The 24,295-nt window shown below is 58.7% G+C and carries 19 protein-coding genes; 15 read left to right on the top strand and 4 right to left on the bottom strand.

The window, feature by feature from the left end; translation table 11 throughout:
• Window positions 1–71 precede the first annotated feature (71 nt).
• The 8 genes from J2741_RS07925 to J2741_RS07890 all read left to right on the top strand — a co-directional run bounded on the left by J2741_RS07925 (window position 72) and on the right by J2741_RS07890 (window position 14,679).
• On the top strand, window positions 72–2,210 hold the full coding sequence (locus J2741_RS07925) for a PAS domain S-box protein (RefSeq protein ID WP_209674605.1): 2,139 nt from the start codon (window positions 72–74) through the stop codon (window positions 2,208–2,210).
• Window positions 2,211–2,506: 296 nt separating this feature from the next.
• Window positions 2,507–3,979: a hypothetical protein gene (locus tag J2741_RS07920; RefSeq protein WP_209674603.1), complete on the top strand. Its 1,473-nt coding sequence runs from the start codon at window positions 2,507–2,509 to the stop codon at window positions 3,977–3,979.
• Window positions 3,961–5,118 (top strand): glycosyltransferase family 4 protein, encoded by a 1,158-nt coding sequence (locus tag J2741_RS07915; RefSeq protein ID WP_209674602.1) that lies wholly within the window; start codon window positions 3,961–3,963, stop codon window positions 5,116–5,118. Before J2741_RS07920 ends, J2741_RS07915 begins: the two co-directional genes overlap by 19 nt.
• Window positions 5,105–7,063 (top strand): 1,4-alpha-glucan branching protein GlgB, encoded by a 1,959-nt coding sequence (gene glgB / locus J2741_RS07910; protein ID WP_245249455.1) that lies wholly within the window; start codon window positions 5,105–5,107, stop codon window positions 7,061–7,063. The genes J2741_RS07915 and glgB overlap by 14 nt, the downstream gene beginning before the upstream one ends.
• On the top strand, window positions 7,060–9,471 hold the full coding sequence (locus tag J2741_RS07905; protein ID WP_209674600.1) for a DUF3536 domain-containing protein: 2,412 nt from the start codon (window positions 7,060–7,062) through the stop codon (window positions 9,469–9,471). The genes glgB and J2741_RS07905 overlap by 4 nt, the downstream gene beginning before the upstream one ends.
• Before the next feature lie 64 nt (window positions 9,472–9,535).
• A complete protein-coding gene (gene malQ, locus J2741_RS07900) occupies window positions 9,536–11,011 on the top strand; it encodes a 4-alpha-glucanotransferase (RefSeq protein WP_209674598.1) in 1,476 nt (491 codons plus the stop codon).
• A 173-nt stretch (window positions 11,012–11,184) separates the two neighbouring features.
• Entirely contained in the window at window positions 11,185–13,386 is a 2,202-nt protein-coding gene (gene glgP, locus J2741_RS07895) for an alpha-glucan family phosphorylase (protein ID WP_209674596.1), read from the top strand.
• A 375-nt stretch (window positions 13,387–13,761) separates the two neighbouring features.
• Window positions 13,762–14,679, top strand: coding sequence for a hypothetical protein (locus J2741_RS07890; RefSeq protein ID WP_209674594.1), 918 nt, complete (start codon window positions 13,762–13,764; stop codon window positions 14,677–14,679).
• 196 nt (window positions 14,680–14,875) lie between these two features.
• Here the strand turns inward: J2741_RS07890 and J2741_RS07885 are convergent, their stop codons facing one another.
• Window positions 14,876–15,139 carry a hypothetical protein gene (locus J2741_RS07885; protein ID WP_209674593.1) on the bottom strand — a complete coding sequence of 88 codons (264 nt, stop codon included), beginning with the start codon at window positions 15,137–15,139 and terminating at the stop codon, window positions 14,876–14,878.
• Window positions 15,140–15,449: 310 nt separating this feature from the next.
• Between J2741_RS07885 and J2741_RS07880 the strand changes: the two genes are divergently transcribed.
• Both J2741_RS07880 and J2741_RS07875 read left to right on the top strand, forming a co-directional pair.
• Window positions 15,450–15,755, top strand: coding sequence for a hypothetical protein (locus J2741_RS07880; protein WP_209674591.1), 306 nt, complete (start codon window positions 15,450–15,452; stop codon window positions 15,753–15,755).
• 298 nt (window positions 15,756–16,053) lie between these two features.
• The gene (locus J2741_RS07875; RefSeq protein ID WP_209674590.1) at window positions 16,054–16,428 is read left to right on the top strand and encodes a VOC family protein; all 375 of its coding nucleotides are present in this window, start codon (window positions 16,054–16,056) and stop codon (window positions 16,426–16,428) included.
• Window positions 16,429–16,516: 88 nt separating this feature from the next.
• Here J2741_RS07875 and J2741_RS07870 read toward each other — a convergent pair whose 3' ends face one another.
• Together J2741_RS07870 and fdhF are read right to left on the bottom strand one after the other, a co-directional pair.
• A complete protein-coding gene (locus J2741_RS07870) occupies window positions 16,517–17,668 on the bottom strand; it encodes a Coenzyme F420 hydrogenase/dehydrogenase, beta subunit C-terminal domain (protein ID WP_209674588.1) in 1,152 nt (383 codons plus the stop codon).
• A gap of 2 nt (window positions 17,669–17,670) precedes the next feature.
• Window positions 17,671–19,737, bottom strand: coding sequence for a formate dehydrogenase subunit alpha (fdhF, locus tag J2741_RS07865; protein ID WP_209674586.1), 2,067 nt, complete (start codon window positions 19,735–19,737; stop codon window positions 17,671–17,673).
• Window positions 19,738–20,387: 650 nt separating this feature from the next.
• Between fdhF and J2741_RS07860 the strand changes: the two genes are divergently transcribed.
• The gene (locus J2741_RS07860) at window positions 20,388–20,894 is read left to right on the top strand and encodes a DNA-deoxyinosine glycosylase (RefSeq protein ID WP_209674584.1); all 507 of its coding nucleotides are present in this window, start codon (window positions 20,388–20,390) and stop codon (window positions 20,892–20,894) included.
• Between the two features lie 58 nt (window positions 20,895–20,952).
• On the opposite strand, the gene J2741_RS07855 is transcribed toward J2741_RS07860, so the two are convergent.
• The gene (locus tag J2741_RS07855) at window positions 20,953–22,530 is read right to left on the bottom strand and encodes a serpin family protein (RefSeq protein ID WP_342452243.1); all 1,578 of its coding nucleotides are present in this window, start codon (window positions 22,528–22,530) and stop codon (window positions 20,953–20,955) included.
• 209 nt (window positions 22,531–22,739) lie between these two features.
• Between J2741_RS07855 and J2741_RS07850 the strand changes: the two genes are divergently transcribed.
• The 4 genes from J2741_RS07850 to J2741_RS07840 all read left to right on the top strand — a co-directional run bounded on the left by J2741_RS07850 (window position 22,740) and on the right by J2741_RS07840 (window position 24,234).
• The gene (locus tag J2741_RS07850) at window positions 22,740–23,396 is read left to right on the top strand and encodes a TMEM175 family protein (protein ID WP_209674582.1); all 657 of its coding nucleotides are present in this window, start codon (window positions 22,740–22,742) and stop codon (window positions 23,394–23,396) included.
• A gap of 69 nt (window positions 23,397–23,465) precedes the next feature.
• The gene (locus tag J2741_RS13040; RefSeq protein WP_280897443.1) at window positions 23,466–23,591 is read left to right on the top strand and encodes a hypothetical protein; all 126 of its coding nucleotides are present in this window, start codon (window positions 23,466–23,468) and stop codon (window positions 23,589–23,591) included.
• 21 nt (window positions 23,592–23,612) lie between these two features.
• The gene (locus J2741_RS07845; RefSeq protein WP_209674580.1) at window positions 23,613–23,810 is read left to right on the top strand and encodes a hypothetical protein; all 198 of its coding nucleotides are present in this window, start codon (window positions 23,613–23,615) and stop codon (window positions 23,808–23,810) included.
• Between the two features lie 139 nt (window positions 23,811–23,949).
• Window positions 23,950–24,234 (top strand): hypothetical protein, encoded by a 285-nt coding sequence (locus J2741_RS07840; protein ID WP_209674578.1) that lies wholly within the window; start codon window positions 23,950–23,952, stop codon window positions 24,232–24,234.
• Window positions 24,235–24,295: the final 61 nt, after the last annotated feature.

Raw genomic sequence — 24,295 nt, 5'->3', positions numbered from 1 at the left:
CGTTAAGGCGTGTTCAATAGCACTTCTATGCCGGGCAAACAATAATACGGGTATACTTTGAACTCCTGATTGTGACGGATCAGCGGCGCACCCCCCTGGACGGCTTTCGACGGTATTCGGCTCATATCATTGTTATTTCCACCGCCATCGCCCTGCTGGTTAACTTTTATGGTCTTGTCGAGGGAATCAGCGTCGTTATCCCGCATTTCTTCTATATCCCCATAATTCTCTGTGCATATTTCTATCCGCGCCGGGGGGTATGGTTCGCGGTCGGCATCGCGGTAGTATACTGCGGAATGGTGGCGATGAGCGTGCCGGAACAGACCGTGATCATCGAGTCGGCACTCGCAAGGGGCGCGATCTTCATTCTTGTGGGGGGAGTGGTCGCCTTCCTCACCTCCATGCTCCAGAGAGAGAGCCAGGCAGCCGAAGAGAACGAAGAACGGTTCCGCAGGCTCGCCGCCAACGTGCCGGACGTGATCTTCGGGGTTTCGCTCCCCGATGGGAAATTCCAGTACCTTAACCGCGAAGTATCTGAGATCTCGGGGTATTCCAGGGAGGAGTTCTCCAGTGCGAACTGGTATATTGACCAGGTGATCCTTCCAGGGTACCGGGAACAGGTCTCGTCGTATTTCAGGGCGGTTGCCCGCGGCGAATTGCCGGACGGGATCGAATTCCAGATCACCGCCAAGGACGGCGGCGTAAAATGGGTGCTGATTAAAGCCGTCCTGGTCAGGGACGCGGAAGGCAGAGCGGCTGCAATCGAGGGAATCCTCTCCAACATCACTCCCAGGAAAGAAATGGAGGCCATCCAGTCCCGGCTTGCAGCCATTGTCTCATCCTCGAGCGAGGCGATCATCGGCAAGACTCTTGACGGAATCATTACCGACTGGAACATCGGCGCAGAGAAACTCTACGGGTACACGGCAGTCGAAGTGATCGGCAGGCCTATACACATCCTGATCCCCCCGGGACACCCTGACGACATCTCTTCTCTTCTCGGGAGACTCAGGAACGGAGAGCACATTGAACGCTATGAGACCGTTCGTTTGAGAAAAGACGGTAAATTAATTCACGTATCGCTTTCCTTGTCTCCCCTCCGGGATCCGGCCGGCGATATAGTGGGGGCCTCGACCATCGCCTATGATATCAGCGAACGGGTCCGCCTGCGAAGAGCCCAGGAAGAAGAGCAGCGGTTCCTCCAGCTCCTCATGGACACCATCGCGAGCCCGGTATTCTACAAGGACCGTGAAGGCAGGTTTCTCGGGTGCAATACCGCGTTCGCGGAATATGTAGGCCTCCCAAGGGAGGAGATCATCGGAAAGACCGCCAACGATATCCTGGCCCCGGAATCGGCTGCCACGATCAGCGCCAAAGACCGGGAACTCTTTTCCAACCCGGGAACCCAGGTCTACGAGGGCCATATCCGGCAACCCGGACGGCATGACCGGGACGTGATCAATTACAAGTCTACCTTCCGGGGCACCGACGGGACGCTCCAGGGGGTGGTCGGGGTGATCGTCGATATCACTGAACTGAAAAAGACCGAATCCGCCCTTCAAAGGGCGAACGAGAAGCTCAACATCCTCTCGTCCATCACCCGGCACGACATCCTCAATTCCCTCACCGCACTTCTCGCCTATACCGAGATCGCCCTTGACGATGCGAAGGAGCCGGAGGTACGGACCATTATCCTGAAGCAGATGGAGGTGGCGAAGCAGATCCAGCGGCAGATCGAATTTACCCGCTATTACCAGGACATCGGGGTGCATTCCCCCGTATGGCACGATATTGAGCGGGTTGTCAGGAATGCCACGGATATGCTGCCGCTCAGCGGACTCGTGGTTTCCTGCGACTTTTCAGGCCTCGAGATCTACGCCGACCCCCTGGTGGAGAAGGTGTTCTATAACCTGATGGAGAATACCCTCCGCCACGGGGGGAAGCCGACCCGTATTACGTGTTCCTCCCGGAAGGACGCAGACGACCTGGTGATCGAATATCATGACGACGGCGTAGGCGTGCCGGAAGACGCCAAGGAGGCGATCTTCCGGCGGGGCTTTGGCACACATACCGGGCTTGGGCTCTTCCTGTCCCGGGAGATCCTCTCCATCACCGGGATATCGATCTCCGAATCCGGGGAGCCGGGAAAAGGTGCCTGTTTCGAGATCAGGGTCCCCCCGGGACGGTACCGGTGGAGGGAAAGTAAGTAGGGAATACGCAATTCACGAAGCGTAACGGTTTTATAAAAATCCACCCGTGGTGGCAACTCCCCACACCCGGACCATCGGCCACCCGGAACATCAGGATTCTTTTCTTTTTTTCCGGCCACAGATTTCACCAAAAGCACGATAGATGCGGTTGTCGGTTCTTCCGGCGTCCAGGCAGCCCGAGTTACGGCAGAACTCCGTTTCGTGGCCGGAAAAACAAAAAAAATACGTAGTCCATTGATTTTATGGAGTGAGTAACGCAGTTGAGATTATATATTTTGCCGGTATAGAGGATGTCAATGACCACCTCTCGGGAGGCCGGGCCTCCGGAGGTCTGCTTCGGGTTCGGTATCCACCGGTTCCTCCGGCTCAACTCCCGTTTTTCACCAGGCCCGTCAGGAAGGGCGACAGAAGTACCTGAGGCCTACTTTTCTCCCCGCAACTCCGATGAGACCCGGCGTTACGCGAGGGAATGCCTCATCCCCCTGACGGAGGTGCTCTCCGGGTGGCTACAACACGGGGTCCGATGCACCTTTTCCATATCGGGGACCATCTCCGAACTCCTCTCACGGTTCGAACCGGAAGGGCTGGACCTCCTCCGCCGGCTGGTTTCTGACCGGAACACCGAGCTCCTTGGTATGACGTATTACCGGAGCGTGGCCGGGCTTTTCCCGGACCTCGCCGAGTTCGAGGAGCAGGTCCGGCAGCACTCCCGTACGATGGAGGACCTGTTCGGGACCAGGGGCCGGGTCTTCGATACTACCGGGATCTCCTTCAACCCGGCCATTGTCCCGGTGTTGAGATCGCTCGGGTTTTCGGCCGTGTATACCGAAGGATTCGACAACTTCTTCTCCGAGAAAAACACCGACCTTGCGTATTCCTGCTCCGGCCTGCCCGTATTCACCACCAACTGCGGCCTCTCCGACGATATCGCCTTCCGGTTCTTCTCAAAGGAATGGGACCAGTACCCTCTCACTCCCGAAAAATACGCCGCATGGATCGCCGCTTCGAAGGGAAGGTGCGTGCATATCTTCCTTGACGGGGAGATCCTGTCACGGCCCGTCCCGGAGCGTAAAGAACTCGCCGATTTTCTCTCCCGTCTCCCGGGTGCCCTGCAGGACGAAGGGGTGAGGACCTGTCTTCCCTCGGAAGCGGCATGCCTGCCGGGGGAAGAACTTCCTTCCCGGGACCCCGGGCTGCGGACGGTGAGCGATTCCTGCACCCTGGGCGGGATGACCTCCATCGTACAGCACTCGGCATTTTTCTCGGTGATGAACGCGGGGGTATTGAAACCGGATCCGACGACCTGGCGCAATCTCCAGGCGGACGACCACTTCAGGAACATGGAGATGAAGTCGGGTACGTGCGGGAGGAGCCCGCATTCCATGAGCAACCAGCAAGTATTCGAATATTTCACCGCCTATATGCGGATCCTCTCCCACTGCGAAGAGGCAGCGGCAAACCGGCAACGGCACCGGAAAGCCGCCCGATCGCTCCGCTGCCTTCCCCCGGAAAAGGCGTTTCATTTCTCTACGAGCGATCGTTTCACGGGATCTTCGGCCTACAGCCTGGAGGAGTTCGCCCGGATTCTCTCTTATACGCCCGACCAGGTGTTTACGTTCCACCAGGGGAGGCACGATTTCGCAAGATGGATACGGGATGTGCTCGAGGATCCCGTTCTCGCCGGAAAGGTGGACCGGTGCGGGAGCACGGACGAGATGCGGACATGTGTCGGGCGGAGGCTGGAGGTCCTGTGGAGCCGCATAAAATAGCCTTTTTCTGCTGGGAATCGCTCTATTCAGTGAAGGTCGGGGGGTTGTCACCGGCCGCGACCTACCTTGCGGAGATGCTCGCACGGCACCACGAGGTGCATTTTTTTACCCGCGGAGAGGGAGAGGGGCGGGCGATCAACGGGGTCCGGTATCATTACTGCCAACCTCACGGGGAGAACATCATCGCGTTCTCAAGGGACATGTGCACCCGGCTGCTCCGGAGATTCGAGGAGTATGACGACCCGCCGTTCGATATCATCCATTTCCATGACTGGCATTTCGTCGAGGCGATGGACGCCCTCCGGTCGCGGAACACCGTTCTCACCTTCCATTCCACCGAGTACGGGAGAAATGGCGGTAATTTCGGAGATTGGTGGGAATTCGGGGAGATATCCGCCAAGGAATGGTATCAGGGCTACATCGCCCGGCAGGTGACCACCGTCTCGAAGCATACAAAGACCGAGGTGATGTGGCTGTACGGCGTCCCGGAAGACAAGATTACCGTGGTCCCGAACGGGATCTCCCCCGATCGGTACAGGCTGACGGTCGACCCCGGGGAGGTCAAGATGACCTACGGGATCCACCCCCTGGCCCCGGTCGTTCTTTTTGTGGGAAGACTCGTGTATCAGAAAGGACCGGACCTGCTCGTGGCCGCCATTCCCCTGGTCCTCCGTAAGCGCTGGGATGTGCAGTTCCTCGTCGCCGGGGAAGGCCCGATGCGGGCCGTACTCGAGGAGCAGAGCAGGTCGCTCCCGGTCCAGTTCCTCGGTTTTCTGCCCGAGGAAGAGCATCTCCGGGTGCTGAATGCGTGCGACCTCGTGGTCATCCCCAGCAGGAACGAGCCCTTCGGCCTGGTGCTCACCGAAGCCTGGAGTGCCGGGCGGGGGGTGATTGCCACCGAAGTAGGCGGGCTCTCCGAGAACATCGACAACTTCGTGGACGGGATCAAGGTCCCCGTCAGGCCGGAGTCCATCGCGTGGGGGATCAACCATGTCATCGACGACCCGGTGCGTATGCGGGCTCTCGGTGTGGCCGGGAGGAGAAAAGTGCTCGCGAAATTCAACTGGGACACCGTCACCGCCGGCATGGAGGACGTGTACCGGAAAACCCTGGGAGAGGGGGCCGATGCCGGGGCATGATGGGTGCGCCGGGATGTCCTCGCGGCACCGGGTGATCACCTCACAGCCACGTCTCTCCGACCTCGATATCTATCTCTTCCGACAGGGTACCCACTACCAGCTGGGAGACCGGCTGGGTTCCTTTCCCGGGACGGTGGATGGCCACCCGGGGGCATTCTTCTCGGTCTGGGCCCCGAATGCGGAGTCTGTCTCCGTCATCGGTGACTTCAACAGGTGGCAGCCCGGGATCCACGCGCTCGCGTCGAGGTGGGACGGTTCCGGCATCTGGGAAGGGTTTATCACCGGAGTCACGGAGGGGTCCCGGTACAAGTACCATATCGTCTCCCGCCTACGCGGCTATACGGTTGATAAGGGAGACCCGTTCGCCCGTTACTGGGAAATCCCCCCCAGGACCGCCTCGGTGGTCAGGGAGCTCCGCTACCGGTGGGGCGACGGGGACTGGATGCAGGACCGGCTCTCCCGGAATGCGCTCTCGGCTCCCGTCGCAATTTACGAGATGCACCTTGGCTCGTGGCGCCGCATGGGGGAGGAAGACTGGCGCTCCCCGGGGTACCGGGGACTCGCGAGGCCGCTCACCGAGTACCTCCTCGACACCGGGTTCACTCACGTCGAGTTCCTCCCGGTGATGGAGCACCCGTTCTACGGATCATGGGGGTACCAGACCGAGGGATATTTCGCTCCTACCAGCCGGTACGGAACCCCGGAGGACCTCATGTTCCTGATCGACACCCTGCACCGGAACGGGATCGGGGTCATCCTCGACTGGGTACCGTCGCACTTCCCCGACGACGAGTACGGACTCGGATTCTTCGACGGAACCCATCTCTACGAGCATGCGGACCCGGCGAGGGGGTTTCATCCCGAGTGGAGGAGCAAGATTTTCAATTACGGGAGGTTCGAGGTGCAGGCGTTCCTCATCTCGAGCGCGCTTTTCTGGCTCGATCATTACCATGCGGACGGGCTGCGGGTCGACGGGGTGGCATCGATGCTCTATCTGGACTACGGGAGAAAGGAGGGGGAATGGGCCCCCAACCGCGACGGGGGCAGGGAAAATTACGAAGCCATCGACTTCGTCCGGAACCTGAACAGGGCCTGCTACGAGAGACACCCCGACATCATGATGATCGCAGAGGAGTCCACGGCATGGCCGATGGTCACCAGGCCCCCTTATAGCGGTGGGCTCGGGTTCGGGATGAAATGGAACATGGGCTGGATGCACGATACCCTGGAGTTCTTCAGGCTCGACCCCGTCCACCGCAGGTTTCACCAGGACGATCTCTCCTTCTCCGTCTGTTACGCGTTCTCGGAGAACTTCATCCTCCCCTTCTCCCACGACGAGGTGGTCCACGGGAAAGGGTCCCTCCTCTCGAGGATGCCGGGTGACGAGTGGCAGAAGCGGGCGAACCTTCGACTTCTCGTGGGATACATGTATACACATCCGGGGAAGAAACTCCTCTTCATGGGGCAGGAGTTCGGGCAGTTCAGGGAATGGAACCAGGACGCCGGCATCGACTGGCACCTCCTCGATCACCCGGGGCACCGGGGGCTGTTGCAGTGGGTTAAGGATCTCAACCGGCTCTACCGGCAGGATCCCTCGTTGCACGAGAACGATTTCACCGACCGGGGCTTCGACTGGATAGACTGTTCGGACCATGAGAACGGGGTGATCAGCTATCTCCGCAAGGGGGACGCATCGCCCCCGGTTCTCGCGGTGGCGAACATGACCCCGGTCCCCCGTGCGGGATACCGGATCGGCGTACCGCGTGCGGGGAGGTGGGAAGTGGTCCTGAACAGCGATGCGACGGTTTACGGGGGGAGCGGGTGGACGACCCGCGACCTGCAGGAAACAGGGGATTCGGCATCTCACGGGAGGCCGTATTGCCTCGACCTGGACCTTCCGCCTCTTTCCATCCTTATCTGTCGCCACAGGAGTATGCACCCATGACGGACAGGATCTGCATTCATGCCCATTTTTACCAGCCCTCCCGGGAAAACCCGTGGCTGGAGGAGATCGAGATCGAAGATTCCGCCTATCCCTGCCACAACTGGAACGAGCGAATCAGCGCGGAATGCTATACCCCGAACACCGCTGCCCGGATCCTCGGCCCTGAAGGGAAGATCCGGGAGATCGTGAACAATTACGCGTGGATCAGCTGCAACTTCGGCCCGACCCTCCTCTCCTGGCTCGAGAAGTACCGCCCCTCCACCTACCGGGCCATCCTCTGCGCGGACCGGGAGAGCCGGAGCCGGTTCTCCGGCCACGGGGGAGCTATCGCCCAGCCCTACAACCACATGATCCTCCCCCTCGCAACCCCGGAAGACAAGCGGACACAGGTCCTGTGGGGGATCAGGGACTTCGAGAAGAGGTTCGGGAGGGTTCCCGAAGGGATGTGGCTCCCGGAGATGGCAGTCGATACCCCGACCCTTGAGGTCCTCGCAGGGCAGGGTATCGCATTCACCATCCTCGGGCAGGACCAGGCGGCACGGGTCAGGGCAGGTGAAGGATCGCCCTGGGTGGAGGCCTCCCCGGATACCCTCGACTGCACCCGGGCTTACCGGTGCAGGCTGCCTTCCGGACGGTCCATCGCCATCTTTTTCCGGGACGACCAGGTGAGCAGGGAAGTGGGGTTCGGGGAGCTCCTCCGGGACGGGAAGGAGTTTTCCGACAGGCTCCTCTCGCGGTTCATCCCTGGCTCCCCCGACGATCAGCTGGTCTCGGTCGCCACCGACGGGGAGACTTTCGGCCACCATAAGAAATTCGGGGACATGGCGCTCGCGTACTGCCTCCGGCGGCTTGAGGAAGATCATCCCGGGATCCTCACGGTCTACGGGGAATACCTTGAGCATCACCCTCCCCGGTGGGAGGTGGAGGTCCGGGAGAACTCGTCCTGGAGCTGCGACCACGGGCTCGATCGGTGGAAGGGGGAGTGCGGGTGCGGGACCGGTAAACATCCCGCCTGGTCTTTTGAGTGGCGCACCGCACTCAGGACGGCCATGGATACGCTTCGCGACCGCCTCGTCCCGCTCTACCGGGAGGAGATGGCGAAGTATGCCTCCGATCCCTGGCACGTCCGGGACGAGGCCATTTCCCTCGTCCTCGACCGTTCGGACGAACGGGTGGAGGCGTTCCTCGGGACCCAGATGACCCGGCTCCTCGCACCGGACGAGAAGGTGAGGGTCCTGAAGCTCCTCGAGATCCAGCGGAACGCCATGCTGATGTACACCAGTTGCGGCTGGTTCTTCGACGATATTGCCGGGATCGAGGCGGTCCAGGTTATGCGGTATGCCGGAAGGGCGATGCAGCTCGCGGCGGACTTCGGCATGAGCGGTCTCGAAGAGGAATTCCTGTCCCATCTCCGGGAGGGTCAGGGAAATACCGCGGAGTTCCCTGACGGAGCCGCGGTCTATAACGGAATGGTCAGGCCGGCGATATTCGATCCTGCCCGGGTCGGAGCGCATTACATCCTCCTCTCCCTGTACCGGGAAGAGGCGGCAAAGGACGTGTCCGGGGGGCAGGCGGTCTGCGAGCGCTCCGTTACCGGGACGGAGAAGATCACCGTGGGCAGGATGCGCCTGCTCTCCGATATCACCCACGATGAGCAGACCTTCGGGTTTGCAGCACTCCAGGCCGGTGTCGGGGAGGTTCTGCTCGGGGTCGTCCCGTTCCCGGGAGAGAAAGAATTTTCCCGGATCCAGTCCCGGGTGATGAAAACGTTCCGGAGCGGCGACATGCCGCGGGTGGAATCCGAGGTCAGGGCCGTGTGTGCACCGCACGTGTATTCATTCGATGATTTTTCACTCGATGAACGTCACCGGGCGACTGGTCTCGTCGTCGCCGGCAGGATGCACTCGCTTGAGTCGTCCCTCCTCTGCACCTGCAGGGAGTTCTGCCCGGTCATCCCCCTCCTGAAGGAGACCCGCATCCCCGTACCCCCTGAACTGGCCGCGCTCGAGGCTTATACGGGGAATACCGCGCTCAGGGACGCATTGCAGGCCGTGCCGGCGGACACCGCAATGCTGCGGGAGGCACTCTCGAATCTGATCTCAGGGGGGAACCCCGCAGATCCCTCTTTCCGGGTTATGGCCGGTGATGTGGTGGTCCGGCTTTTACGCCGAATCGGGGAGGTGCCGGACGATGTCGCATTGATCCGCGAGACAGGAGAAGTACTGGAACTGATGCGTCGTGCAGGAATTTCTCCCGACCTCTGGGAGGCCCAGAACCTCTATCTCCGGATCTTTTCCACGGAATTTTCCGCGTTCGGCCAGCGGATATCTCTTGAAGAGGCGATCGCTGCCAGGAGAGATGCATTCGATCGGATCGGGGACCTCATAGGCGTAACGCCCGGAGGCTGATCACCTGACAGGGGCCCGTGAACGGAACGGGGATGATGACACAACGCTCCCGCACGGCTGCGGGGTGCTTCTCCACATCACCTCGCTCCCTGCTCCCTTCGGGACAGGAGACCTCGGGCCCGGGGCCTTCAGGTTCGTCGATCTCCTCTACCGCACCGGGGTGAAGGTATGGCAGATCCTCCCCCTGAACCCGACGTCCCTCGCCTGCGGGAACTCCCCGTATTACAGCAATTCCGCATTCGGGTCGAATACCCTGCTGATAAGTCCGGAGCTGCTCTGCACGGAGGGATTTCTCACGCGACGCGAGCTGGACCAGCTTCCCCGGTTTCCCGAGGACGAGGTCGAGTTCTCCCTGGTGGTCCCGGCCAGGGAGCGCCTGCTGGACATCGCCGCAGGCCGTTTCCCCGACCTGGAAGACCAGGGAGGCTACCGTGAATTCTGTGCCGCCAATCGTTCCTGGCTGGATGACCATTCGCTGTTCGTAGCGCTTAAAGGTCTTTTTCCCGGCGTTGCCTGGAACGGGTGGCCGGAAAGAATCCGGTACCGGGATGAGAACACAATCAGCCGGTGCCGGGAGCACCTCGCCGACCGGGTGGAGAAAGAGAAGATCCTCCAGTACCTGTTCTCCCGGCAATGGTCATCGTTAAAGACGTACTGCAACCGGAACGGCATCCTGGTCATGGGAGACCTGCCCCTGTACGTGACCCACGACAGCGCGGACGTATGGGCGCACCCCGGCCTCTTTGATCTCGACCTGCAGGGGAACGCGAGGGTCGTCGCGGGAGTCCCCCCGGACTATTTCTCCCGGGACGGGCAGTTGTGGGGAAACCCGCTCTACCGCTGGGATGTCCACAAAACACAGGGATATCGCTGGTGGGGGGAGAGGATGGCCCGTGCCGCAGGTCAGTACGACCTTCTCCGGATCGACCACTTCAGGGGATTTTCCGCCTACTGGGAGGTCGACGCCGGAGAGGAGACCGCAGCGGGAGGACGCTGGGTGCCCGGGCCGGGCGCGGACTTGTTCACGGCCCTCTGCCGTTCGCACCCCGGCCTTCCCCTCGTGGCGGAAGACCTCGGCGTCATCACCCCGGATGTGCGGGACCTGATGGCACGGTTCGGGATCCCGGGTATGCGGGTGCTCCTCTTCGGGTTCGATACCGATCCGGAAGAGAACCCGAATCACCCGGCGAATGTCCCGGCACACTGCGTCGTCTATACGGGGACTCACGACAACAACACGGTGCGGGGATGGTTCGAGTGCGATGCGACCCGGGAGGAACGACAACGGCTCTCCGGGTATCTCGGCCGCGAGGTCGGGCCCGAAGGGGTCGCGGAAGAGTTTGTCGTGATGGCCCTCGCAAGCAGGGCGTCCCTGGCGATGATCCCCCTCCAGGACCTGCTTGGACTCCGGAGCGGGGCCAGGATGAACGTCCCCGGAACCACCCGCGGGAACTGGAGATGGCGAGCGAAGGGATCGGATCTCGACCGTGGACTCGCGGAGCGCCTTCGCCGGATCATCGCAGACCACGGCCGGTCCTGACCTTTTTTGTAACCTTGTGATCTCGGGAGTCCCCGGGGACGGGCTTTCCGACAGGTTTATTCTCCAGATCGCCATGCATCAGGCTCGGTGCCTGACCGGCACGCTGTCGACCCCGTACCGGGTGTCAACCGATTTAAACTTGGAAGACAGAGAGTATCCCGGGTAGCGGTCGCATGGAAGATCCCCGCCAGTATAAATTTTCACATATCCCGGGACGGTTGTCGGGACTCGTGGAGCTGGCCTACAACCTGTGGTGGAGCTGGCACCCCGAGGCCCGCATCCTCTTCAAGCAGATAGACCAGCAGGCCTGGAAAGAGAGCGTGCACAACCCTGTGAAGATGCTCCAGGACATCCCCCCCGAATTCCTCGACGCGGTGATGGCAAACCCGGAGTACATGCGCCGGTACGATATCATCATGCACCGCTTCAGGCAGTACATGGGGAACAGGAACGGCTGGTTCACCGAGCGGTTCCCGAAGGGGCGGTCCCTCACCATTGCATATTTCTCGGCCGAATACGGGCTTCACCACTCACTTCCCTTTTACGCGGGGGGGCTCGGGTTCCTGGCCGGGGACCACCTGAAAGAGTGCAGCGACCTGGGAGTCCCCCTGGTGGCGGTGGGGTTCATGTACTCGGAAGGATACCTCCACCAGCACGTCCTCCCCGACGGGTGGCAGGACAACATCACCGAGGTGCTTGACCGGGATGCAGCTCCGATCACCCGGGTGCTCGACGGCCTGGGCAACCAGATGATCATCCGGCTCCCGTTCATCGAGCCGGCGATCTATGTCGCGGTCTGGAAAGTGGAGGTGGGTAAAGTTACGTTGTACCTCCTGGATACCGACCTTTCGACCAACGATCCGGCCCACCGCTCCATATCGCACCGCCTCTATACCGAAAACCTCGAGCAGAGGCTCCTGCAGGAGATCGTCCTCGGGATCGGAGGGAGGAGAGTCCTCACCGAGCTCGGGATCGAGTTTTCGGCCCTTCACCTCAACGAAGGCCACCCCGCCTTCGCCCAGCTGGAGCGGATCCGCGAACTGGTCCAGAAAGGAGTGGCCTTCGATCGGGCCCTCTCCCAGGTGAAAGGCACCTCGGTCTTCACCACCCATACCCCGGTCCCCTCGGGCAACGACATCTTCCCGTTCCACATGATGGAGAAATATTTCTCCAGTTATTACCCCGCATTAGGAATCGACAGGGATACCTTCATGAAACTGGGATACCACCCGTGCGATATCGCTTCGGGGTTCAATATGACCGCGTTCGCCCTGCGGACCTCGGAGTTCCATAATGCGGTGTCAAGGAAACACGGGGTCGTCACCCGGCAGATGTGGCACTGTCTCTGGCCTGACATTCCGGAGGAAGCGATCCCGATCGACTCCATCACCAACGGGGTCCACCTCCCCACATGGCTGAATCCCAAGATGGGAGAACTGTACTCGGAGTATTTCTATTCTGTCAACCCCCACTGGAGGCAGGACCACGATATGCCCGATCTGTGGGAGCTGATCGATGAGATCCCGGATTCGGATCTCTGGGCGACGCACGTCTGGCTGAAGACCAAACTCTTCAACCGTATCAGGGAACGAAAGAGGATTAACTGGGAGACTCACCTTAAGGAGCCGGTCAACCTCGCCGCAGACGGGCTCATGCTCAATCCCTCGGTCCTCACTATTGGGTTCGCCAGGCGCTTCTCCACCTACAAGCGGGCGGACCTGATTTTCAACGACCTCGACCGGTTGAAGCGGATCATCAACAACCGGTGGAGGCCGGTGCAGATCATCTTTGCCGGGAAGGCCCACCCGGCGGACGACGAGGGAAAACGGATCCTGCAGCGGATCTACAACTTCGCCCAGCAACCGGAGTTCGGGGGGAGGATAGGGTTTGTCGAGGACTACGGCGAGCAGATGGCGCAGTACCTGGTGCACGGGGTCGACGTCTGGCTGAACAACCCGGTCCCGCCCATGGAAGCATGCGGGACCTCCGGGATGAAGGCATCGTTAAACGGGGTGATCAACCTTTCCATCCTGGACGGGTGGTGGCTCGAAGGATACAACGGGAAGAACGGGTGGGCGTTCGGGGCGGAGACTCCCTCGGCGTCGAGGGATGCCTCCGATGCCGCGGCGTTGTACGATATCCTCGAAAAGGAGGTCGTTCCCCTCTACTATTCCACCTCGATCAACGGCATCCCCCACGGGTGGGTGAAGAAGATGAAAGAATCGATCCGCTCGAACAGCGCCCGGTTCTCGGCGAGGAGGATGGTCAAGGAGTACGTGAACAACTACTATCCTTCCCTGCTCACCTGTGCGGAGAACGAATGCAAGTTCTGTCTCCTCGATGAGACGACCTCCCCGGGAAGTCCCGGGGCATAAGGCTGGTGAAAAAGAGATCGTTCAATCTCTGTTCCATTTCAAGGACCTGGAAAGAGATGCCCTCATTAAAGTCGTCACTTGAAAAAATTTCCAAATCACCTTTTTTTTTAGATCTACACTTCGTGACGTTCCCTGGAACGTCATACACGCTCTTCTTTGATATCCCGGCAGTATTTTAAAAAAATATTCATCGGTTAATCCACCATGAATCGTGGAGGACGCGGAATTCAATAAAGCCCTTAAATCCAGAAAAATTTTTTTTACCGCGTCCGTATCGAGGTCCTCCCCGGGGGGGCAGGGGATACTTTTATCATACATCGCACCCATCCTCGCCTACGCGGGAAACTACGGGTACCCACTATCCGCGGTGATATCATGCAATCGAAAATTCTTGTCGTATTGGTGGTCCTCCTGTGCATTTCAGGTTGTACCGGAATTGTACTGGCCGACGGTGGCAGTGACAACGGAGGCGGTTCTTCATCGGGGTCGTCTTCAGATTCAGGAAATTCAGGTTCATCCTCATCTGATTCGGGAGGTTCCTCTTCATCCGATTCGGGCAATTCAGGTTCATCCTCTTCCGATTCGGGAGGTTCTTCCTCTTCCGGCCCGGACCAGAGCTCCGGTTCCCAGGTAGAGACCTCCGGGACACAATCACAGGACCAGATCCATTCTCCCGATCAGTCGCAGTCTCAGGACCAGTCCCAGTCTTCCGACCAGACCCGGTCCCAGGACCAGATCCATTATCCTGATCAGCTGCAGTCTCAGGACCAGTTACAATCTTCCGATCAGGTCCAGCAACAGGACCGGATCTACCAGGAGGATGTGACCCGCTACTTCTCGGAGGTCCAGCAGCGCCAGCAGGAATTACAGAGTGAACCGGGTCTCAGCAACGACCAAAGAAATTACGAGCTCGCAACCTATTCCCTCTCCATCGCGGGGAGTGTTGCCAGAAACGACTCTCCTGACCTCACCAGGTTGTACCAGGAGATCCAGCAGTCGATGACGACAATCGATCAGACACAACAGCAGATCCGGGACCGGGACCCGCTTACGAGGACCCTCCTCGGCGGTGACGCCCAGGCGGCCCAGACCCTGCTGCAGACCACAACCCAGAATCAGGACCGGATCCGGGAGATGGACCAGCTCCTCCTGAACTGTACGACCTGCGATTCCCAGGTGCGCCAGCAATTGGAGGACCAGCTCCAGGTGCTCTCCCAGAACCAGACACAGCTCCAGCAATACGCCCAGCAAGAACTCAACAACAGGGGCTGGTTCGGCTGGCTGTTCCGTTAACCTGATCCCGCCGTGCACATGGAAAATGGAGGTACACCCATTTACCGGGGAGACTTCCCGGGGCAGGGCCCCTCCCCCCCGGTTACCCATTTTTTTTCCTGCATTTTGGATACCGGTGATCCCTAACCCGATTTCTTCCGGAAGAATGTTCATTTCCCCGGAAGCTCCCGCACCGGCTTGTTTCCGTTTGGATCGGCTACTGGTTATACCGCGATTGTGTCGAGGGAAGCGGCCACGTCCCCTGGAGGACGATCATCTCCGCCCCGTTCGAGACTATCTCCTCGCAGGATGAAAACTGGGAATCACGCCATATCTGGGGAGACTCAGCCCCCTTCGAGTGCTGGGCAGCAAAATCCCTGGCTTTCTCTTCGTTCTGCGCCCGGACCACCAGGCTCACAATCTCGTTCACTCCAGGGCGGTGCCCCTCCTTCACCTTCTGCTTCAAGAGAAAAAGTGCCATGGTCAACTGTCGTTCGTAATATTTTAAAGTATGTCCCGGGCCGGCCGCAGGCACCCGTTCGGTTTCATAGGCCTCGAGTTCCCGGACCGGGAGTACAGCCCTGAACCGGGGGGATCCCCCTCACCTGGTCCGGCCGCCGGATGGCCCGACTTCCGGGTCTTCCACCAGATCTACCGTCCTCCCAATTTCCGTCCTGAACTTCCCGCATGGATAAAATCCCACCGTAATCTATGCCGAAATTCCTTACGGACACAGAAGATTTATGAAAAGACCGGTCATATCGTTCACCTGTAAAAAAACGGTGTGTACCATGGTTGTCAAGGCAACGGTAGTAAAACATCTCGGAGTTCTCTCCGTCGCAAAGATCGGGGCGATCTTCGGCCTGATCTGGGGATTGATTTATGGGATCATCATCGCCATCGCAGGCGGTACCGTTCTCTCCGCACTCGGCCTCGGGGCCCTGGGGCTCGCGGGACTCGGTGCAGCGATAATCGTCATTATGCTGATTCTCGGCGGTATCCTGGGGTTCATCGTCGCAGCGATCTATGCTTTCATCTACAACATCTCGGCAGGAAGCGTCGGGGGGATCGAGGTCGACCTGGAAATACCCGAGTAAAGCGGGAACCCAATCTTTTCTTTTTTTTTTCTCTTCTGAAAATCCTGTTTCCATGACGTATTATCAAATCCTGCAGATACAAATGTCCTTAGAGACCGCTGACGGAGTTTTTTCGCGATTCATCGCCGAAGGAGATCGATGAGTTCAACCCATCTTCTTTTCACAAAGACCGGAGGTTCCGGATATCGACCGCACGTCTTCGGCAGGTTACGTGGCCACGGGGTCACAAGGGCCACTTTTACCCCTTCCGCGATAGCTACAAATAGTCCGGCGGGGCAATCTGGGTCTTGGTGAAATCATGCCCACAATAGTACATTTTGACCTGCCCGCCGACGATACCGCCCGGGCCCGGAAATTTTATTCCTCGCTTTTTCCCGACTGGAAGTACGAGAAGTACCCGGGAGAGATGGACTACTCCCTCATCCAGACCACCGATCTCGAGGGGAACCCGGGGATAGGAGGCGGGCTCGGCACCCGGATGAATCCGGAACAGCGGATTACCCTCTATTTCGGGGTAAAAGACATCGATTCGATGCTGGTGAAGATCAAGAATGCCGGGGGCACCGTGGTCCTTCCCCGGATGCCGGTACCCGGGTTTGGGTACGTCGCGGTCTGCTCGGATACGGAGAACAATACGTTCGGCCTCTGGCAGGATGACTCCGGGGCGAAATAAGGTAATAATTTCTCTATTTTTCCCGCCGCACGAATCACTCGAAAAAAACAGGGGGGATTACTCCCACCCAACGGTCAACCGGTGGATATCAGTTCTTATAGGCAGGGGCCCCGAGCTTTGGCTCGAATGCTGCATCTCCTTCGACCCTGATCGCGTGAGAGAAGAGGGCGAGCCTGATCTCCATGGGACAGAGCTCTTCGCACTGCCCGCAGTTGACACACGTATCAGAGATGTGGGCGAATCTCCTGAGATGGAACATCGGGTTCGGCGGGACTTCTCCCGAGGTGATCATGTAGGAGCTCTTCTTCAGCGCATCGGCCGACGTGAAACACACGGGACAATTCTCGATACATGAATAACACTTGATGCACCGGGAGGTCTCCTTGTTGATGGTACCCCACGGGTCCGCCTTGAGTGCCGAGAAGTCCTTGTTCCGCCACTTCTCCCCCAGCTTGTACATGGCGTTCTCGACCTTACCCCGGATCTCGATCCCCTTGGGGTTCGCGGCTTCAGAGGCAATTGCACCGCTCTTTATCGCCTTGTCAAGCAGTTCAGCGCCTTTCTGACTGCAGACCTCGACGAAGGTGGCCTTGCCGGCCTTGTCGCCGATGACTCCCCAGTTCCCGCAGGCGAGGTCCGCCTGGCGGGGAACTTTCAGCTTGCACCGGCGGCAGTTGGACCGGCGGCCGTATCCCTCATCTTCAAGCTCGTCGATGGAGATGCCCTTGTGGCCTCCCTCGTACTCGATGATGAACTGGCCCTTGTCGATCTCCTCCTTGTGAACGCTGTCCGGGTCCACTCCGAACTTTTCCTTGATCATCTTCCTTGCACTGACCGGGCTCACGGTGCCTCCACAGTTGACCCCGATCAGGAGGAGATTGTTCATATTGATCTCGTTTCTCCGGGAAAGCTCGTAGAGTCCCATCAGGTCGCAGCCCTTCACGGTCATCCCGATCTTCCGGTCCTTCGCACCGGCAAGGTACTTCTTCACCGTTTTTGAGAGCAGGAGAGTCCCGCAGTGGAGCGATCCCGCAGTGGCTGCGAGGTCTTTCGGATCGGTAACCAGCACCGGGAGCGCATCGTACACGTCCGCACCCTTTTTCACGGCAAGGACCGCGTCAACCATCTTGTTCTCGAGAGCGTACTTGAGCAGGCCGGTCACCGCTCCGCCGCACTCCGCCTTCTTTGCGATCTCCGCGTCGCTGGTCCATGCATAGACCATGTCGCCTTTCGCTACCATTTTCAGGCCTCCTTGATCTTCTCAACCCGGACCGCACACGCCTTGAACTCCGGGATCTTGGCGATGGGGTCGAGTGCGTTGTTGGTCAGCACGTTCGCGGCGCATTCCTTGAAGTGGAACGGCATGAACATCACGCCTTTCATGATGTCCTTCGTGACCCGGGCAGGGACCTTGACCTCGCCGCGCCGGGTGATGGCCTTCACCATCTCCTTGTTCTGGATGCCGAGCGCCTTGGCGTCCTCGGGGTTGATCTCGATCCATCCGGTGGGCTCTTCCGCCTCCAGGTCCTTGGAACGCCGGGTCATGGTGCCGGTGTGCCAGTGCCACAGGCACCGGCCGGTGGTGAGGATGTACGGGTATGACGCATCCGGGACTTCTGCCGGGGGCTTGTAGGCGCAGGCGAAGAACTGGCCCAGGCCATCGGGGTGGGCGAACTTCTCCTTGTGCAGGATAGGGGTCCCCGGGTGGTCCGCAGCGGGGCACGGCCAGTGGAGCGCTTCGGGTCTGCTGAGCCGCTTATAGTTCATTCCACCGTAGGAGGGAGTGACCTTGGAGATCTCGGTAAAGATGTCTTCGGCGCTCTTCCATGCGAACTGCTTCCCGTATCCCATCTTTGCGGCGATCTCGGCGATGATCTGCCAGTCGAGCTTCGCCTTGCCGGGGGGAGCCTGTGCGGTTCTCCACATCTGCACGCGGCGCTCGGTGGAAGTCTGTGTCCCGTCCTTCTCCGCGTAACAGGAGGCGGGGAGGACCACGTCGGCAAGCTCGGCGGTCTCGGTCATGAAGATGTCCTGTACCACCAGGAACTCGAGGTTCTTGATCGCCTTCTCCACGTGGTGGAGGTCGGGGTCGGAGATCATGGGGTTCTCGCCCATGATGTACATGCACTTCAGCTCGCCGGGCTTGTCGGCGAGGACATCCATCATGGTGGTGACTTCGTACCCGTTCTTGGGCTCGCAGATGCCGTCGGGGAATCCCCACGCGTCGGCGAACTTCTTGTGGGCGGCCTCGTCGATGACCTTCTGGTACCCGGTGAACACTACGGGGAGCGCTCCCATGTCGCAGGCGCCCTGCACGTTGTTCTGGCCACGGAGTGCGTTCACGCCGGTGCCGGGCCTGCCCAGATTGCCGGTCAGCATCTGGATGTTGGCCACGGACTTGACGTTGTCCACGCCGACCGTGTGCTGGGTGATACCCATGGAGTAGAGGATGCATGCAGACTCTGCCTTTGCAAACCATTCCGCACAGGTCTTGAGCTGTTCGACCGGGATCCCGGAGATCTTGGAGACGTTCTCCAGGGAGTACATCGGCTTCATGACCTCTTCCTTCAGTTTGTCGAAGTCCTTGGTCCGGTTCTTGACAAATTCCTTGTCCTCCCAGCCGTTCTTTAAGATCTCCTGCATCAGGCCGTTGAAGATGGCCACGTCGGAACCGGAGCGGAACTGCATGTAAAGGTCGGCCTGCTTGCCGGTGGGCGTGAACCTTGGGTCCGCGTAGATCAGTTTCGCACCCTTCATCTTGGCCTGCATGACCTTCCGCCCGATCAGCGGGTGCTGCTCGAAGGTGTTGCTGCCGATGATGAACATGCACTTCGAATCGGCGATGTCCAGGATGGAGTTGGTCATCGCGCCGGAGCCGAAGGTCGCCGCGAGCCCGGCCACGGTCGATGCATGGCAGAGCCTGGCGCAGTGGTCGATGTGCCGGGTCTTCATCACGCCACGGGCGAACTTCATCATCGCGTAGTTCTCCTCGTTAGAGACGCGGGCGGAGGAGAGGCAGGCACACTCGTCGGGCTTGTACTGCTTGAACTTCTTGGCGATCAGGTCGTAGGCCTCGTCCCAGCTCGCCTCGACAAACTTGCCGTCCTTCTTGATCAGCGGAGTGGTAAGACGGTCGGGGTGATTGACGAACTCGTGAGCGTAGGTCCCCTTGGGGCAGACTTTGCCTTCATTGACGGGCGACCGCTGGTAAGGTGCGACCCCCGCCACCTTGTTGTCGGACACCACAAGATTGAAACTACAGCCCGTTCCGCAATATGGGCATGTAGTAGTAACGTATTTCATTTGCATAACTCGATACCTCGACGAATCATTCGTCAGTGAGCCATTTTATGAAAGCTTAATTAATTGTATTTATTTGATTTTTTGAAAAATATAAATTAAATATTATTAATGTATGTAGTGAAATAATGATTTTTATTTAACTACGTAGGATACCTACCCGTAATTATACAAAAAAAAAGAGCTTTTACCCGGGGGGGGCCGGTTTTTTTTCGCGCTCTTCCTATGGTATCTCCAATTATTATATTTAAAAGTTATACATCACCAATTTCCGTATATGATTATACGAATTAAGGCTTTTATCCCCTCATCCCTGGCTTTTCCACCGTGAGAATTCCAGGGATAGATACGGAGGTATTTTCGGACTATCCGGCTTGTTGAATTTTTCCTGCGCTATCATTCAAGAAGGACTGACGATATACATTTTTGACGAATACCTGACAGGATACTCGAGGAAGTCAGGTGTGTTTTGTAAGACACTCCAGAGGCAGCCCCTGGAATATCACAAAGCGAGAATATCAACAAGGACAGATTTTCCGGCAATATCTGTGGTATTCGATACAGACTGCCCTCGATCCCGTCCTTCTATGAAAGGACCCCGACCGGGAGCTTGATAGGGATTGCTGTCGACCGGATAACGCTGCCTGGTCATGCATATCATGGAACAACCACGCGAAACGGGACTTATGCCGCTTGTGGGGAACGCCCCGAGGGTCCTTGTACTTGGCAGTTTCCCGAGCAGGACCTCCCTTGAGAAAGGGTGGTATTATGCAAATCCCCGGAACCAGTTCTGGGAGGTGATGAGGAACCTGCTCGATCTCCCTGTCCTGGACCAGGAGGGCGTTCCGGCCCGGGACTACCCCGCATTCCTTGTCCGGAACCACATTTCACTCTGGGATGTGGCTGCGTCCCGCCGGTTTCAGCCGGGAAGCATGGACCGGGACCTTCGGGAGATCCGGGTCAACGACATCGCCGGCGTCCTCAGGGATCACCCTACAATAGCCTGCATCGCCCTGAACGGGGGGAAAGCATGGACACTTTTTCCCCGCGGGACCATACCTGGCAGGATCCCGCTCTACCGTCTCCCCTCTACCAGCCCGGCAAATGCGAGGCATTCACTTGCAGAAAAGATTGCGGAGTGGCGGGTGATACTGCAGTATCTTTAGCCGGGAGACCGGGACCCAAAAAAAAAGTCAGTGACGGGGAGAATGCAGCCTTCGAGCTTCATTCCCCTGCCGGATTAGCTACTCTTCCCATGAACAGGATGTTCCCGTTCTCACTGTCCTGGATGATGAAGATAAAGGGATGATCGGCACGGAACACGGGGACAGGCTCTGCCAGCGCCCTCGATACGGGCACGGCGGTCGCCGCCGCTGCCTCGGTACCTTCCTCGTTCACCTCCACGAATGCCTTGTGGAATACGTCCGTGACGAACAGGGACCTGGTACCGTCCATCCCGGAAAGATCGGCCTGCCCGGGGTTGAATACCGACGGCATCCCCATTCCGGAGAGGGTGTCCCGCATCTGGTAGCCCGTCTCCAGTTTAAACTTGGGGAAATAGACCATAACCTGCTGATATTCCAGGGACTGTCGTAAATCGGAGAGTTTCGCAGTATCGAGGGACTGCTCCGCTGCGGCAAGGTCCTGGTCTTTTGGAAGAATGACCAGCATGGAGAGTTCCCTTCCGTTCTGGTGGGCGTACGGCATCCCGAGCACCTGAAGGGCGTCGGTCTCCGCATACCAGTACTTCGCCTCAGCATCCGTTCGTTTCATCATCTGGACACGCACGGACTCCGTCGGGGTAATCATAAAATCTGATTCTGCGGTGTTCTCTTTCCTGAACTGGGCGGCCCAGGTTCCCTTGAAGTAGATGGCATTGGTGATGACCAGGGTTGTCGAGGAATCGATCGAACCGGGAGGTAAAAGGTCCTGTATCCTGTTCCTTGTTTTCCCTTCCACCCAGGTATTGATGGTCTTCCGCGACCCTTCGGGGTTTTTTATGAAGTCGAGATTGGTCACGTGGGCGGAATAGTACCGGTCCGCGGTGGAGAGATACGAGGGAAGGAGGGGATAGGTCTCCTCTGCCCAGAGTGCATTGGCGGATTCCAGGGTAAACCCTGAATTGCCATTGTTCAGCCCGTCGGTAATCTCTTTGTACCCGTTCCACCTTGTGGAGTCGTCCCCGGGGAAATGAAATACCGACCGGATCTCATCCGCCGTGGTACCTCGTGCTCCTTCATAGGTGATGGCGAGCGCGGAGGAGAGGCTCCAGGGGGAGAAAAACAGGTTCCCCTCCGGGTTTTCACCGGCCAGCGCAGAGTAAAGGTCCAGGGCGAACCGGTTGTTTGCCTCCACCACGCTCATCCCGGCATCGCTGGTTGCAGGGACCTTCACGGGTACGGGCTTCACGAGGGCCGGGTTTTTGAAGGTGTGATTGTCGAGAAGTGCCCTCGCCGAACCCGCGTTCAGAGAGGTCATGTTGTGTAACCGGCTCGATATCATGTCCCCGTAACCGGACGAGGAAGAATAGAGCATAAGCCTGTTTCCGGGGAAGTCCGCACCCTTCACCACGGGGATTGCTACCGGGTCCTGCCCGGATGCGATCTTCTGGAGCACCGCGTCCCTGGACGTCGCCCTGTCGGCAAAGTCGGTGTTCAGTCGATCGAAAGACTTCTCCTGGATCGCGCTCCCGTAGCCGGAATATTTCGCCTGCAGTTCCGGATACCGCGAAAGGTCGAGCCCCGATGCCGGGAAGAAACAGACCAGCAACACGGCACATAATATCAGGACGGATAGTTTCACAAAAATTCCCTCTGTTATGGTGAACACCAACCCGGGGTGATAAATAAATTTTGATCCTCCGGGTTACACGAACACCTGCCCGGATAAATCAAGGATCGTTACGCGATCCCGACAATCCCTGGCCCCGTGAGAAGTTCCGGCACACCATAAGGCGGTCCTGTGTCACCCCGTACCATCCGGTTTAAAATACTCTCTTCACCCACATCTCGATGACGACAATGCCACCGGAAACGAGCCCTCCCCGGGAGACCCTGAACAAATCAAGGCTGGAGTCGCTGAGCGACGGGATATTTGCCTTTGCCATGACCCTTCTGGTCCTCTCCCTGACCGTTCCCATGATCTCGGACGCCGATGCCATAATCGTACTTCCGGGGAAACTGGCCGAGATATGGCCCGAGTTCATCCTCTTCGTGATTGCGTTCTTCATCCTTTCCGGATTCTGGCTTTCGCATCACCGTATCCTGAGCCCGGTAAACTTTGTGGACGAGTGGGTAATCCGGATCAATTTCCTCGTCCTTTTCTTCGTGGTGCTCATCCCCTTCACCACCTCCGTCTCGGGCGATTACACCTCAGTTCTCGAGGCGGTCCTCCTGTTCCATGTCAACCTCCTGCTCGGGAGCCTGATGCTCACCCTGCTCTGGGTGTATATCCGCCGTAATTTCTCGAAACTCTCCCTCGAAACACTGGAACCCTTCAGTTTAGGGCTGTCCCGGGGAGTAATCATCCCCGCGGTGTGCCTGTTTGCCATCGGGGTGTCGTTCATCAGCCCGCAGGACAGCATGTGGTCCTACCTCCTCATCCCGATCCTCATCTCGCTCGCACGGCACTGGGGATTCTGGCGAAAACGCACTGCGAACACAGCCTGATGAAACGTTCCCGCCGGATACAGGATTCATCCGTGAACCTTTTCCGGGAAGCAGGCCCCATCGGTGGTGATGACCCGTCCACCCAACAGGGAACGGGGGCCGATGCCTGAACCCTGCCCTTACTGCGACCCGGACCCGGAACGGATCCTGGTCTCCGAAGATAGTATCGGCATGGTTTTTACCGGGGATGACTAATCCTGATTCCGGAGCGAAATAATGGTTGCAACACTCGTGTGCCCCCGGTGCGGGAAATCCACCCTGGCTGCCGAATTCCCCGACCAGTACGAGGTATGGGTGAAATGTTCATCCTGCGGGTTCTTCATGGGGATGAGCCATGACGAATGGCACCACATGGAGAACAGCCCGCACATCAACGAAAAGATCCGGAAGATGGCAGAAAAGAAGGAGAAATAGAGTCGGAGAGGGTCAGGGCCCCCACCGGGTCGGGGGAGCGGTCATTTTTTTCCCGGCGGGAATCGAGGCTGACCCACCGGGGCTTCATTGCGGTAACCGCGAGAAAACCTTTATTCTGTATCCACCTACATGGGTTTCCATGGCACCGAGACACGACCCCGAGCCGACGCCGCACGACCACCGCTCCCATACCGGGGGGAAAAAGAGCCAGGATAAGGACAGAAAGGAGGAAGATCTTCAGCATCATGCAACCGATCACGAGGACCTCCACCTCCCGCACCACCCCCAGCACAAGCCGGAACTCCCTCCCCGGCACCATCCCCATTCCCACTCCCACGGGGAAGACCTCGGCCCTCATACCAACCAGCCAGGGCCCATAAAGCCGGAGAAGAAGATCACCCGGACCGGAGAGAAAGGAAAATAGGCGATCACCAGCGACCCCGTCCCACCAGTCCCGGATAAATAACAACTTTTTTTAAGGTCAC

Origin of the sequence: Methanolinea mesophila (genome assembly GCF_017873855.1) — an archaeon.
In the GTDB taxonomy this organism is placed as follows: domain Archaea; phylum Halobacteriota; class Methanomicrobia; order Methanomicrobiales; family Methanospirillaceae; genus Methanolinea_B; species Methanolinea_B mesophila.
This window is presented reverse-complemented; position numbering and strand designations above follow the sequence as displayed.

Bases quoted from the DNA above. Each gene is read 5' to 3' on its own strand.
- J2741_RS13040 (WP_280897443.1), top strand. From the start codon at position 23,466: ATGACCCGTCCACCCAACAGGGAACGGGGGCCGATGCCTGAACCCTGC.
- J2741_RS07870 (WP_209674588.1), bottom strand. From the start codon at position 17,668: ATGGTAGCGAAAGGCGACATGGTCTATGCATGGACCAGCGACGCGGAG.
- J2741_RS07880 (WP_209674591.1), top strand. From the start codon at position 15,450: ATGGTTGTCAAGGCAACGGTAGTAAAACATCTCGGAGTTCTCTCCGTC.
- fdhF (WP_209674586.1), bottom strand. From the start codon at position 19,737: ATGCAAATGAAATACGTTACTACTACATGCCCATATTGCGGAACGGGC.
- J2741_RS07860 (WP_209674584.1), top strand. From the start codon at position 20,388: ATGGAACAACCACGCGAAACGGGACTTATGCCGCTTGTGGGGAACGCC.
- J2741_RS07875 (WP_209674590.1), top strand. From the start codon at position 16,054: ATGCCCACAATAGTACATTTTGACCTGCCCGCCGACGATACCGCCCGG.
- J2741_RS07885 (WP_209674593.1), bottom strand. From the start codon at position 15,139: ATGGCACTTTTTCTCTTGAAGCAGAAGGTGAAGGAGGGGCACCGCCCT.
- J2741_RS07840 (WP_209674578.1), top strand. From the start codon at position 23,950: ATGGCACCGAGACACGACCCCGAGCCGACGCCGCACGACCACCGCTCC.
- J2741_RS07890 (WP_209674594.1), top strand. From the start codon at position 13,762: ATGCAATCGAAAATTCTTGTCGTATTGGTGGTCCTCCTGTGCATTTCA.
- J2741_RS07845 (WP_209674580.1), top strand. From the start codon at position 23,613: ATGGTTGCAACACTCGTGTGCCCCCGGTGCGGGAAATCCACCCTGGCT.
- J2741_RS07850 (WP_209674582.1), top strand. From the start codon at position 22,740: ATGACGACAATGCCACCGGAAACGAGCCCTCCCCGGGAGACCCTGAAC.
- glgB (WP_245249455.1), top strand. From the start codon at position 5,105: ATGCCGGGGCATGATGGGTGCGCCGGGATGTCCTCGCGGCACCGGGTG.
- J2741_RS07905 (WP_209674600.1), top strand. From the start codon at position 7,060: ATGACGGACAGGATCTGCATTCATGCCCATTTTTACCAGCCCTCCCGG.
- glgP (WP_209674596.1), top strand. From the start codon at position 11,185: ATGGAAGATCCCCGCCAGTATAAATTTTCACATATCCCGGGACGGTTG.
- J2741_RS07920 (WP_209674603.1), top strand. From the start codon at position 2,507: ATGACCACCTCTCGGGAGGCCGGGCCTCCGGAGGTCTGCTTCGGGTTC.